Raw genomic sequence first — 13,111 nt, 5'->3', positions numbered from 1 at the left:
CTGCTCCTCCTTTATAAAATCGTCATTTTTTTCACATAACGCTTTTGCAGCTTCATCAGTCTGAAGAATAAACCGACAGCTCCTGCGGCAAGTCCCGCAATTAAACCGATCCAGTAGCCGTATGCCCCGAGGCCCGTATAAGTGCCGACTGCGTAACCGACCGGAAGCCCGATAATCCAATACGACACAAAAGCCGCGCCGAGTGTATAATTGACATCCTTATATCCTCTCAGAGCGCCTTGTATCGGAGCTGCTACGGCATCAGAAAGCTGGAAAAACAGCGCATAGATTAAAAAGTGCTGCGTCAACATGAGCACCGCCGGATCTGATGTATACATTCCGGCGATTTGCGGTCTGAACAGCAAAATGAAAGCCGCCGTGCATAAAGAAAAACTAAGCGCCATCACGATCCCGATATAGCTGTATGAGCGGGCATCCCTGTAGCGCTTTGCGCCTGCTTCAAAGCCGACCAAAATGGTCATGGCCATGGATACGCTGAGCGGCAGCATATACAAGAGGGAAGCAAAATTCATTGCCGCTTGGTGGGCTGCAATCGTCACCGTCTGAAAATGGCTCATAAGCAGTGTGACAGCCGCAAAAATGCTCGTTTCAAAAAATACCGCAAAACCGATAGGCAATCCGATTTTCAAAAGCTTCCTGCATTCAGTCGGAGAAAAACGGTACAGTTTCCGAAATACAGAGTACCCGGCAAACGGCTCAAATCTGCAGACGATAAAAAAGCTGATGGCGCAAATACACCAGTAAGTCAGGGCGGAAGCGAGCCCCGCCCCGACTCCTCCCAATGCCGGCATGTTGAATTTCCCGAAAATAAATACATAATTTAAAGCAAAATTAATAGGCAATGAGCAAAGCGTAATAAGCATAGTGACTCGCGTTTTGCCGAGTGCATCAATAAACGAGCGCAAAACGGTGTACACAAACAAAGGAAAAATACCGAGGGATAAAAATCCTAAAAAGTGTTTGGCGATCGTCCGGACACGAGGTTCCAGGCCCAAATGTCCCAAGATCATATCAACGGTGAAAAAGCCGATCAGGATAACCGCCGCACTGAGAACGGCCGCTACATAAACGGCCTGGATGACGGAAAACGGCACTTCCTTTTGTCTGCCGGCTCCAAACAGCTGCGAAACAACGGGCGTAACGGCCATTAATATTCCTGCCAGGCCCGTATAAACCGGCGTCCACAGGCTTGAACCGATTGCAACCCCGGCTAAATCGGCAGCGCTCACTTTCCCTGACATCACCGTATCCAAAAAGGTGATCAGGGAAAGGCCCGCCTGTGTGATTAAAATCGGAATGAAGATATGTAACAGCTGTCTGACCTTTTGGCCGATCGTGTTCGTTTCTCTCAAGTTAGGTTCCCCGTTTCTTTATTTTAACGAGAGAAATTATAACATTTTATGTATAAAAAGCAATGAAAGCCGGCCTACTCTTTTTTGTCCGGTTTCGGCTTTTTAAACATCTTGGCATAAATGAATGAAAGTGAAATGACCCCTAAAAAGGTGCAGATATATTGCATCAGCCGTGCGAATTCCATATGATGTGCGCCTCCTTTCATGATTATGGTGCACACAGCGGCGCATATCCATGCGCACGATGCAGAAAATAAGGGAAAGGAGCTGATGTGACATGCGCCACACTCAAATGACGGAAAGCGCGTTTACCGCTGCCGTTCAAACGTATTTGAAACAAATTACGGAGGATGCCGGAATGATACTGCGGACATTGAATGAAAAAGACCAATGCCTTCTTTGCGAATTAGATGAACTGGGACATACGTTTCAGGAAATGCAGGCTGTCGCTTCGTCGTTTTACCTGCAGTCATATATCGAACACTTTACGCCTTCCTATACAGAGCTGGCGAGGGCCGTGCAGCATCTGGCGGAAGAAAAACACGGAGCGCTGATTGTGATTGAACGTGCAGATCCGCTGGACGGAATGATACAAAAAGGGACCAGCCTGCATGCCGAGATCAGTGCAGCTTTAATTGAGAGTATTTTTTATCCCGGCAATCCGCTTCATGACGGAGCCGTATTGGTCAGAGAAAACCGGGTTGTATCAGCAGCCAATGTGCTCCCGCTCACAACAAAACATGTCGATCTCAAATACGGGACGCGCCACAGGGCCGCGATGGGACTTTCGGCCGTGACTGATGCACTCGTGCTCGTTGTTTCAGAAGAAACGGGAAAAATGTCCTTTGCTAAAGACGGCGGACTGTATCCGCTTGTTTCGCCGCGGGCGCTTCATACGAAATAATAAGAAAATGGGAATATTGTACCCATTTAATATTAATAAGGTGAACATCTTTACCTTTTTCTGTATTGATGTTATCGTTTAAATATACATAAAATTTAAAAGAATAGGGAGTGGAAAGATGGCAAATGTATTGATGATCGGCTTTCCGGGAGAAGGCCATATCAATCCGTCTTTAGGCGTCGTAAAAGAACTGAAGGCAAAAGGGGAACATGTCGTATATTACGGCGTGAAGGAATATGAGAACAAAATCGCGTCAAGCGGAGCGGAATTCCGTGAATATGAAGATTTCCGTAAAGATGAATTCGGAAAAAACGCAACGGGTGATGAACAGCGGGACGCTACCGAGTTTTTGCTATTAATGATTGAGACTTCCAAAAAAGCCGCACTCCGTATTCTTGAGGAAGTAAAAGATGAATCCTACGACTACATCCTGTATGATCATCATTTTCTGGCAGGAAGGCTCGTGAGAAACCAGCTGAAACTGCCGGCATATTCACTTTGTACGACATTTGCAATGAATGAAGCATTTATTAAAGAAGTGTTTTCAAATACAAACCTTGTATCAGAGGAATCATCTCATTATCCGGCTTATACCGAAGCGGTCAGCCGGCTCAATGAAGAATTCAGCGCAGACATTAAAACGCCGTATGATATTTTCTCAAATGACGGCAGAAAAACCATCGTATTTACTTCAAGAGCGTTTCAGCCGAAAGAAGAAGAGTTTGGCGATTCCTATCTCTTTGTCGGTCCGTCCATAACCGAAAGGGCGGCGGCTCAAGATTTCCCGTTTGAACAGCTTGCAGGAGAAAAAGTCCTGTTTATTTCCATGGGCACGATTTTTAACAATCAGAAGGAATTGTTTAATAAATGCTTAAAAGCGGTCAGAAACTTTAACGGAAAAGCCGTCATGTCAATCGGCAAACATCTTGATCCTGCGGAGCTTGATGAAATTCCTGAGAATGTCATTGTAAAGCCTTATGTTCCGCAGCTTGAGATCCTGAAGAGAGCGGACTTATTTATCACTCACGGCGGAATGAACAGTACGAGCGAAGGGCTTTACTACAAAACCCCGATGATCGTCATTCCGATGGGCGCAGATCAGTTCGCCGTCGGAAGCCAAGTGGAAAACACGGGCGCGGGCAAAATGTTTAAAAAAGAAGATGTAACAGCGGAACTGCTCACTGAAGCAATAAAAGAATTGAGCGAAAATCCTGAATATCAGACAAAAGCTTCTGAAATCGGAGAATCCCTGAAAGCGGCCGGCGGAGCACAGCGTGCAGCGGAATTGATAGCAGAAGACGTGAAAACTGCCGAGACCCGGGTTCTGTAATCAGCCGTCACCCGCTTCCTTTAAAGGAAGCGGGCTTTTTTTGATTGTTTTTCGGGAGGATTTTTCACGCCGTAAAGAGAATTGTATGAAAAACAGACAAGAAAGGTGGAATGTCGCGGAAAAAAGCCATGTTATGAAAATGATTCCAAAGTCTTTTGTGAAATGTTCTCAATTTATGTAAAATGTGTGGCATTGGTGATGATCTAAGGCCAAATGAATCGGAATTAATGTCGACTTCTGAATGAATCCTGCATAACAGGCGGCGTCCAAAGAAAAGGAACGTCCCTTTCAGCAATGATAAATAGGAGGTTTTTCGTTATATGAAAAAAAAAATCGCAGCCGGACTGGCTGTATCTGCAGTAATGACTTCAACCTTCGCCGTGCATCCCGCTGAAGCAAAAACCATTCAAGTAAAAAGCGGCGACTCTCTTTGGAAGCTTTCCCGGCAATATCATACAAGTATTTCAGCCCTGCAGGCGGAAAATAAACTGAAATCAACGATACTCCACCCAGGACAGCGGCTGCACATTCCCGACGGCAGCGGCACACATAAAACGGGGCAAAAGGGAAAACGAAGCACGGGTGCCTACACAGTTACATACGGAGACTCGTTATGGGTGATCGCAAAAAAATACAAAATGAGCGTTTCTGAGCTGAGAAGCCTGAACCGTTTGAGTTCAGATGTCATCTATCCCGGCCAGAAACTGAAAATTAAAGGGTCTGCCGGCGGCACGGACGACGGAGGCGGCAGACAGACAAAGCCTGATAAAGGCGCATCAGGGACTTACACTGTGAAGCCGGGTGACTCGCTGTGGAAAATCGCCAATCAAACCGGGATCACCATCGCCGAGCTGAAAAAGCTGAATCAATTAACATCAGACATGCTGTATCCGAATCAAGTGTTAAAGATCAAAGGTTCTTCACATAACGGAAACAGCGGCACAACACCGCCATCTCATTCAAACCCTTCTGAGAAGCCATCCACTTACAAAGTAAAAGCAGGCGATTCCCTCTGGAAAATTGCTAATCGGTTCGGCATCACCGCTCAGCTCATCAGAGAAAAAAATAAATTGACAACTGATGTGCTTCAAATCGGACAAGTTCTGGTGATTAACGGAACGGGAAAAACAGAAGATCCTGTGCGGCAGCCGGATAACAAACCGGCAAAACCAAACAAGCCGAATACTCCTGAACCTCCGGTGACAGGGTCAAAGATTGACAGAATGATAGGCGAGGCGAAAAAACATGTCGGCGTGCCTTACCGCTGGGGAGGCAATACGCCTGCGGGCTTCGATTGCAGCGGTTACATCTATTACCTTTTAAATAAGGTAAGCTCTGTTTCCCGTCTGAGCACGGCCGGATATTGGAATACGATGAAACATATCAGCCAGCCGTCAGCAGGCGACTTTGTCTTCTTTACGACATATAAAGCGGGCCCTTCTCATATGGGAATGTATTTAGGCGGAGGAGATTTTATTCACGCAAGCTCCTCCGGGGTTGAAGTTTCAAACTTAAGCAATCCGTATTGGAAAAAAGCTTATTTAGGAGCGCGCAGTTATTTTTAAAAAAAGCCTTTCGGGGCTTTTTTTGTTTACCATTTTTACGTTTTGACAAGACTGATGGGTAAAAAATAAGGGGGAGGAAGCATGAATCGTCTCTTGCTTTTTCTCATGCTCGCATCAATTACGCTTTGCGGCTGCGGGGGGAGACCCGCTCCTGTTCCGCCCAAAAAACATGGGGAAAGCCGCGCATTGGAAGCATCTGCATACCGTGAGCATGCCGGACTCATTAATCAAAACGGAAAAACGATCGGATATATCGAAGTGAGGGAATCTGATGATGAAGGGTCAGACATTCATATATCAGCGGGGCATCTGCCGCCCGGCACTTCTCTCGGATTTCATATTTATGAAAAAGGGACATGTCAGGCACCTGATTTCGAATCAGCCGGCGGTCCGTTCAACCCTTTGAACAAAGAACACGGCTTCAACAATCCGATGGGTCATCACGCCGGGGATCTCCCCAATCTTGAAGTGGGGGCTGACGGTAAAGTGGATGTCATTATGAACGCGCCGCAAACTTCATTAAAAGAAGGGAGCAGACTCAGCCTGCTCGATCGGGACGGAAGCGCGTTCGTCATTCATGAATATACGGACGATTATTTGACAAACCCGAGCGGAAATTCCGGAGCCAGAATCGCCTGCGCTCCCCTGACAAAAAGCGCCCGCAGGGAATGAGCCCTTTTGTATTGAGTATACAAGGGCTTTTTTAGTATACTCGGTTATGGAATACAAATGGAAAGGAAACATCACCTATGACTTCAGAATTACAGCACCTATCACTTCCGGAAGATATACAAAACAAACTGCAGGCTTATCAAAATCATCCCGTTTCCCAAGAATTCCGGGATTTAATCGGATCATCAGGCTATGAGGCCGAAGATAAAGCGATTGTATTCGATGCCGTCATTGCTTTGACAATGGGAAAAAATATCTTATTAAAAGGACCGACGGGTTCAGGGAAAACAAAATTGGCGGAAACGCTTTCGAACTATTTTCATAAACCGATGCACAGCGTCAACTGCTCCGTAGACCTCGATGCAGAAGCGCTTGTCGGCTATAAAACGATTGAAAATGAACAGGGACAGGCGACAATTGAATTCGTTCCCGGACCTGTAACAACCGCAATGAACGAGGGACATTTTTTATACATTGACGAAATCAATATGGCAAAGCCTGAAACCCTTCCGATTCTAAACGGCGTGCTAGATTACAGAAAAATGATGACAAATCCCTTTACAGGAGAAGTGATTAAGGCAAGCGAAGGATTCGGTGTTATCGCCGCGATTAATGAAGGCTACGTCGGCACCGTTCCGCTGAACGAAGCCCTTAAAAACCGTTTTGTCATCATTGATGTTCCGTATATTAAAGGAAGCCTCCTGAAACAGGTGCTGACCTCTCAGTCTGTTTTAAAAGATGAGAAATTAATTGAGCGTTTTATGACGCTGTCTTCTGATTTAATCGCACAAGCGCATAACGGACAAGTGTCAGAAGAAGCGGCGTCCATCAGGGCTCTCATTGATACGTGCGACTTGGCTGCGTACATCCCGCCGAAACGGGCGATTGAAAGAGGCATCGTAGAAAAACTTGACGACGACAGGGAAAAAGCCGCTGTCAGAAATATTGCAGAAACGCTGTTCGAATGAGGGATATACAATGAAGTTTATCAAATTTAATGACAGCACGATTGATTCGTTTTTGTTCATGATGCTGACTGATCTGGCCAAAACACTGACCAGAAGCAGTGAAGTTGAAGTGGAATACGGCGTGCAGTCTTACTACAATCCCTTTGAAAAGAAAATTTACATGAGCCACTTTTGGAAAGACCGATCAGCCGGGGATATGGAAGCCGGCCTGAAAAGCGATGTCTATTTGCGCGCTGTCGGAACACGCAGCAGCTCATTTCGGGAATTTGCGGGGTTTTTAAATGACGTTCACCGGCACTTTACCCGCCAAAGCTTTGCCAAGCAGCTGTTTATGCTGCTTGAGGATATCAGAATTGAAGAGCTGATCAAAAAAGAACGGCCGGGAACGAAACGTGTTTTTCAGAAGCGGAGGGAGATGTACAGGAAATATTTCACGACGCAGCTGACATTGAATTTAGAACGGAGCATTTTCACCGACGCTTTGTATTGCGCGATGTTTGTCAAGCTGACGGCTGAGTCTCCGCTTGAAGGCATTCCTTCCATGCATGAACATATTGATATGATGATACCGTATATTGAACGTCAGCTCATCCGGGTGTATGAGGCGGATTCTACGGAACAAATCGCAAAAATAACGGAAGACCTCATGGAAGGCCTTGATGAAGTGCTTGAGAAAGATATGCTGAACACGTACTTTTTTCTGCCGGAACTTGATTACGAAAAAGCGGCTGAAGAGCCTTTATTCGAAAGTGTAAAAAAAGCGCCTTCGTTAAGTGACGATCTCACGCTCCCTGAGTCTTCCGACGGAGATGAAGAAATCCTTGAAGAGAAAATGAATACGTGGCACCGGGAAACCGAAGCGCCGTCAAAAAGTTTCCTTCAATTTGATATTGAGCACGGCGCGAAATCAGATCTTGGGAAAGACGCGGCCAGAGAAGGCGATGACGGTGACCAGGCGCTCGGCTCCGTCCAAGGTTCCGCACGTCAGACGAAAAGAGAGGATTACTCCAAACTGGAAGCGCTTGAATCCATTCAGGATGAACATGAGGGCGCGGGGCTGGCTGACGGAAAAGAAAACAAATTTGCCTTCCCGGTTTATCAAACGCCTCATAAAGCGTCTCCTGAAGAGGAGCAATCTTATAAAGAACAGGCAAAAACGATAGAATCATATCAAAAACGCCTGAAGCAGATGATACAAAAAACACTTGAGCACAAAAAAACGCTCCCGCGGACCGACCTTCACGCAGGCCGGCTGAATCGCAAACTGATCCGCTATTTTACGGAGCGGAACCCGCGCCTTTTCTATAAAAAGCAGGACCCGTCTTCAGACATTGACGCCGTTTTTACATTGCTTGTCGATTGTTCGGCCAGCATGTTCGACAAAATGGATGAAACAAAAAGAGGGATCGTTCTTTTTCATGAAGCCTTGAAATCAGTGTCCGTACCGCACCAGATCGTCGGATTTTGGGAGGATACAAACGAAGCGACCGAAACGAGCCAGCCGAATTTCTTCAATACCGTCATTCCGTTTGAAGAGTCGCTGCTGCAGGCGGCGGGTCCGCTGATCATGCAGCTTGCGCCTGAAGAAGATAACAGAGACGGATACGCCATCAGACAAATGACGAAACAGCTGATGCGGCGGAGTGAGGCGCAAAAATTTTTAATCGTGTTTTCAGACGGAGAGCCGGCAGCATTCGGATACGAACAAAACGGCATCGTCGATACGAGCGAGGCTGTCATCGAAGCGAGAAAAAAAGGGATAGAAGTCATAAATGTTTCTCTGTCCAATACTGCGATAGAGGAATCACAGATGAAAACCATTCAGGATATGTACGGAAAGTACAGTATTTTTGTTCCGGATGTCGATCAGCTGCCCGATGTGCTGTATCCGCTCTTGAAAAAACTGCTTCATAAAAGCATAGGATAGGCTTTTTCCTATGCTTTTTCGCTTTTTATTTTAAAATGATTTAATTTTTTCGGTATTGATCTGTTTTTTTTACTATTTTGTGAACAATCAAGGTAGAATCCAAACGCAATCAGTGGTAAAATATCCTTGGAAGCGTTTTTATTACATAATTTTGGGCACAGCGTTCAAAAGTTATTTCAAGATAGTGAATTGATCACTTGATTATCTAGGTTGGGGGTAATATTCAAATGTTTCAAAATAATATGAAACAAAGAATGAATTGGGAAGATTTTTACGGACCGAACCTCGGCTACGCACTGGAGCTGTACGACCAATATGCTGAAGATCCAGACAGCATTGATCCGGATCTGAAAGACATGTTTGACGAACTCGGCGCTCCGCCAAGCCAAATAAAAGAGGCATCGGGAACAAAGGAACAGGGACGCGTCACCGCAGATCTGATTCAAAAGATCGCAGCAGCAGTTAAACTTGCAGAAGATATTCGAACCTATGGCCATCTGAACGCTTCCGTCAATCCGCTCAGAAAGGATCCGAAAAAGAGCGAGCTCTTTCCGTTATCCGAGTACGGGCTTACAGAAGAAGAAATGAAAGCAATACCCGCGTCTGTCATCTGTAAAGACGCACCTGCCAATATAACAAACGGCTTAGAAGCCATCCAGCATTTACGCAATACCTATAAAAGAACCATCTCCTTCGAGTTTGACCATGTGCATGATTTCGAAGAGCGTGCATGGATTACAAAAATGGTCGAATCCGGAGAACTGTTCCGGAAAAATTCACCGGAAAAACTGTCAGCCGTTTTAGAAAGACTGACGGAAGTAGAAGGATTTGAACAATTTTTACACCGGACATTCGTCGGTCAGAAGCGTTTCTCAATTGAGGGATTAGACGCGCTTGTGCCGGTTCTTGACGACATTATCGCCCAGTCTGTGAAAGCGGGCACAACCAATGTCAATATCGGGATGGCGCACAGAGGCCGTTTAAATGTGCTTGCGCATGTGCTCGGCAAACCGTATGAGATTATTTTCTCAGAATTCCAGCACGCGCCGAATAAAGACCTTGTGCCGTCTGAAGGATCGACCGGCATCAGCTACGGCTGGACGGGCGATGTAAAATACCACCTCGGTGCAGACAGACAGCTTCAGGATGCTGAAACCAAAAGCGCGCGGATTACGCTTGCAAATAACCCGAGCCACTTGGAATTCATCAATCCGATTGTTGAAGGAAGCACGCGGGCGGCACAGGAAACAAGAACGCAAAAGGGGTACCCGGTTCAAGACGAAACAAAATCGCTCGCCATTTTAATTCACGGTGACGCAGCGTTCCCGGGAGAAGGCATTGTCGCCGAGACGCTGAACTTAAGCTCTCTGAAAGGCTATCAGGTCGGCGGGGCCATTCATATCATCGCCAATAATATGATCGGCTTTACAACTGAAAGCGATGAATCACGATCCACGAAATATGCCAGTGATTTGGCGAAGGGCTATGAAATCCCGATCGTTCACGTCAACGCGGATGATCCGGAAGCATGCCTGTCAGCCGTTAAATTTGCGGTTGAATACCGGAAGCGGTTCAATAAAGATTTCTTAATCGATTTAATCGGGTACAGACGGTACGGCCACAATGAAATGGATGAGCCGTCAACGACACAGCCGATGCTGTATGACGCCGTCAGAAAACACCCGACTGTCAAGCGGATCTTTGCGGAAAAACTCGTAAGTGAAGGACTGATCAGCGAGGAAAAAGCGCAAAACATCGAAACGACAGTGACAAAACGAATTGAAGACGCCTATAAAAAGGTGCCCGCCAAAAAAGAAGACGCCGTACGGGAAATTGAATTGCCGGAACCGGTGTCCAACGGTTTTCCAGATGTTGACACATCCATTGATTTTGATGTTCTCCGCAAGCTGAACGGCGAACTTATCAACTGGCCGGAATCTTTTAACGTGTTCGGCAAGCTGAAAAGAATTCTGGAAAGACGTGCAAAAGCGTTTGATGATGACCGTAAAGTTGAATGGTCATTGGCTGAATCGCTTGCGTTTGCTTCCATTTTGAAAGACGGCACGCCGATCCGGCTGACCGGACAGGATTCAGAGCGCGGAACGTTCGCTCAAAGAAACCTTGTGCTGCATGACAGCGAAACAGGAGAAGAATTTGTTGCCCTCCATCACTTAGACGACTGCGCTGCTTCATTTACGGTGCATAACAGCCCGCTCTCTGAAGGATCGGTTCTCGGCTTTGAATATGGATACAACGTGTATTCGCCTGAAACGCTTGTGATGTGGGAGGCGCAGTACGGGGACTTTGCCAATGCGGCTCAAGTCTATTTTGATCAATTCATATCTGCAGGACGGGCAAAATGGGGACAAAAATCAGGACTGGTCATGCTGCTGCCTCACGGTTACGAAGGGCAGGGCCCTGAACACTCCAGCGGCCGCGTCGAGCGGTTCCTGCAGCTGGCGGCGGAAAACAACTGGACGGTGGCCAACCTGACAAGTGCGGCTCAGTATTTCCATATTTTAAGAAGACAAGCGAAAATGCTGCTTCGTGAGGAAATCCGCCCGCTTGTGATCATGACGCCGAAGAGCCTGCTGCGCAACCCGAATACGGTATCTGAAGTGCAGGAACTGAGCGAAAGCCGATTCAAGCCTGTCTATGAGCAGTCCGGTCTTTCCCATGCTTACGAAAAAGTGACTCGCGTCGTATTATCAAGCGGAAAAGTGTCAATTGATATCAGCGATCACTTCAACAAAATGGAAGGCGATAAGGATTGGCTTCATATTGCCAGAATCGAACAGCTGTATCCGTTCCCGGCAAAAGATACGAAGGAGCTTTTCGCCAAACTGCCGAACCTGCAAGAGATCGTTTGGGTTCAGGAAGAGCCGCAGAACATGGGGGCATGGAGTTATATCAGCCCGTATCTGACGGAAATCGCGCCAAAAGGAGTAAATGTCCAATACATCGGCCGAAGAAGACGATCCAGTCCCGCAGAAGGAGATCCGACAGTCCACAAAAAAGAACAGGAACGCATTGTATCTGATAGCTTGACTCGCAAAAACTAAGGGGGAAATGAAAAAATGGCGGAAATTAAGGTACCTGAATTAGCAGAATCAATCTCAGAAGGAACGATAGCCCAATGGTTAAAGCAGCCCGGTGATTATGTAGAACAGGGTGAGTACTTGCTTGAACTGGAGACGGATAAAGTAAATGTTGAATTGACAGCAGAAGAATCGGGTGTTCTAAAAGAGGTATTGAAAGATTCGGGTGATACCGTCCAAGTAGGAGAAATTATCGGTACCATTACAGAAGGCGCTGGCGAAAGTTCTGCACCCGCCCCTTCAGAAAGTGCTCCAGCCAATGAACAAACGAAAGAGGAAGCAAAAGCTGAACCTGCTGCACAAGAAGTCAGCCAGGAAGCACAATCAGAAGCGAAATCCAGAACGGTAGCGTCTCCGGCTGCACGCAAGCTGGCAAGGGAAAAAGGAATTGATCTATCACAAATTCCGACGGGAGACCCGCTCGGCCGCGTGCGCAAACAAGATGTGGAAGCTTATGAAAAACCGGCTTCAAAACCTGCGGCACAGCCGAAACAGCAGGCTCCAAAAACACAGCAAAGCTTTGACAAACCTGTCGAAGTGCAAAAAATGTCCCGCCGCAGACAGACGATCGCGAAACGATTGGTTGAAGTGCAGCAGACTTCTGCGATGCTGACTACATTTAACGAAGTTGACATGACGGCCGTTATGAATCTAAGAAAACGCCGCAAAGACCAATTCCTTGAGCAAAACGAAGTAAAACTCGGTTTCATGTCGTTCTTTACAAAAGCCGTCGTGGCTGCATTGAAAAAATTCCCGCTCCTTAACGCTGAAATTCAAGGCGATGAGCTGATCGTGAAAAAATTCTATGACATCGGTATTGCTGTCGCGGCTGAAGAAGGGCTTGTCGTCCCAGTCGTGCGTGACGCTGACCGCCTGACGTTTGCCGGCATTGAAAGAGAGATCGGCGAACTTGCGAAGAAAGCGCGAAACAATAAATTAACATTAGGTGAGCTGCAAGGAGGCTCCTTCACGATCACAAACGGAGGTACATTCGGATCGCTTATGTCAACACCGATCCTAAACAGCCCTCAGGTTGGGATCTTAGGTATGCACAAAATTCAGCTGCGCCCAGTAGCGATTGATGCGGAGCGCTCTGAAAACCGTCCGATGATGTACATCGCTTTATCATACGATCACAGAATTGTAGATGGTAAAGAAGCGGTCGGATTCCTTGTCACCATTAAAAACCTGCTTGAAGATCCGGAACAGCTGTTGCTGGAAGGATAATTTGAGACAGACAAAAAGTACACTGCCCTTACAAGCAGTGTACTTTT

9 protein-coding genes are annotated in these 13,111 nt (G+C 46.6%); 8 read left to right on the top strand and 1 reads right to left on the bottom strand.

Going from position 1 to position 13,111, the window contains the following annotated elements; all coding sequences use genetic code 11:
- Positions 1–11 precede the first annotated feature (11 nt).
- The gene (locus NYE62_RS10925) at positions 12–1,373 is read right to left on the bottom strand and encodes an MATE family efflux transporter (protein ID WP_144664657.1); all 1,362 of its coding nucleotides are present in this window, start codon (positions 1,371–1,373) and stop codon (positions 12–14) included.
- A gap of 277 nt (positions 1,374–1,650) precedes the next feature.
- On the opposite strand from NYE62_RS10925, the gene cdaS reads away from it, so the two are divergent.
- The 8 genes from cdaS to odhB all read left to right on the top strand — a co-directional run bounded on the left by cdaS (position 1,651) and on the right by odhB (position 13,064).
- Positions 1,651–2,277: a sporulation-specific diadenylate cyclase CdaS gene (gene cdaS / locus NYE62_RS10920; RefSeq protein WP_015417634.1), complete on the top strand. Its 627-nt coding sequence runs from the start codon at positions 1,651–1,653 to the stop codon at positions 2,275–2,277.
- A 118-nt stretch (positions 2,278–2,395) separates the two neighbouring features.
- Entirely contained in the window at positions 2,396–3,607 is a 1,212-nt protein-coding gene (locus NYE62_RS10915; protein ID WP_053573299.1) for a macrolide family glycosyltransferase, read from the top strand.
- A 320-nt stretch (positions 3,608–3,927) separates the two neighbouring features.
- Positions 3,928–5,172 carry a peptidoglycan endopeptidase gene (locus tag NYE62_RS10910; RefSeq protein WP_144664659.1) on the top strand — a complete coding sequence of 415 codons (1,245 nt, stop codon included), beginning with the start codon at positions 3,928–3,930 and terminating at the stop codon, positions 5,170–5,172.
- Positions 5,173–5,253: 81 nt separating this feature from the next.
- Positions 5,254–5,844, top strand: coding sequence for a superoxide dismutase family protein (locus tag NYE62_RS10905; protein ID WP_144664660.1), 591 nt, complete (start codon positions 5,254–5,256; stop codon positions 5,842–5,844).
- A 77-nt stretch (positions 5,845–5,921) separates the two neighbouring features.
- The gene (locus NYE62_RS10900; RefSeq protein ID WP_003153758.1) at positions 5,922–6,812 is read left to right on the top strand and encodes a MoxR family ATPase; all 891 of its coding nucleotides are present in this window, start codon (positions 5,922–5,924) and stop codon (positions 6,810–6,812) included.
- 10 nt (positions 6,813–6,822) lie between these two features.
- A complete protein-coding gene (locus NYE62_RS10895) occupies positions 6,823–8,739 on the top strand; it encodes a VWA domain-containing protein (protein ID WP_342496947.1) in 1,917 nt (638 codons plus the stop codon).
- 227 nt (positions 8,740–8,966) lie between these two features.
- The gene (sucA, locus tag NYE62_RS10890) at positions 8,967–11,801 is read left to right on the top strand and encodes a 2-oxoglutarate dehydrogenase E1 component (protein ID WP_144664661.1); all 2,835 of its coding nucleotides are present in this window, start codon (positions 8,967–8,969) and stop codon (positions 11,799–11,801) included.
- 15 nt (positions 11,802–11,816) lie between these two features.
- The gene (gene odhB / locus NYE62_RS10885; protein WP_007407972.1) at positions 11,817–13,064 is read left to right on the top strand and encodes a 2-oxoglutarate dehydrogenase complex dihydrolipoyllysine-residue succinyltransferase; all 1,248 of its coding nucleotides are present in this window, start codon (positions 11,817–11,819) and stop codon (positions 13,062–13,064) included.
- Positions 13,065–13,111 lie beyond the last annotated feature (47 nt).

Origin of the sequence: Bacillus sp. FSL K6-2861, from assembly GCF_038630725.1 — a bacterium.
Classification (GTDB): domain Bacteria; phylum Bacillota; class Bacilli; order Bacillales; family Bacillaceae; genus Bacillus; species Bacillus velezensis.
The sequence above is the reverse complement of the archived record's forward strand: the minus strand, read 5'-3'. Positions and strand labels throughout refer to the sequence as shown.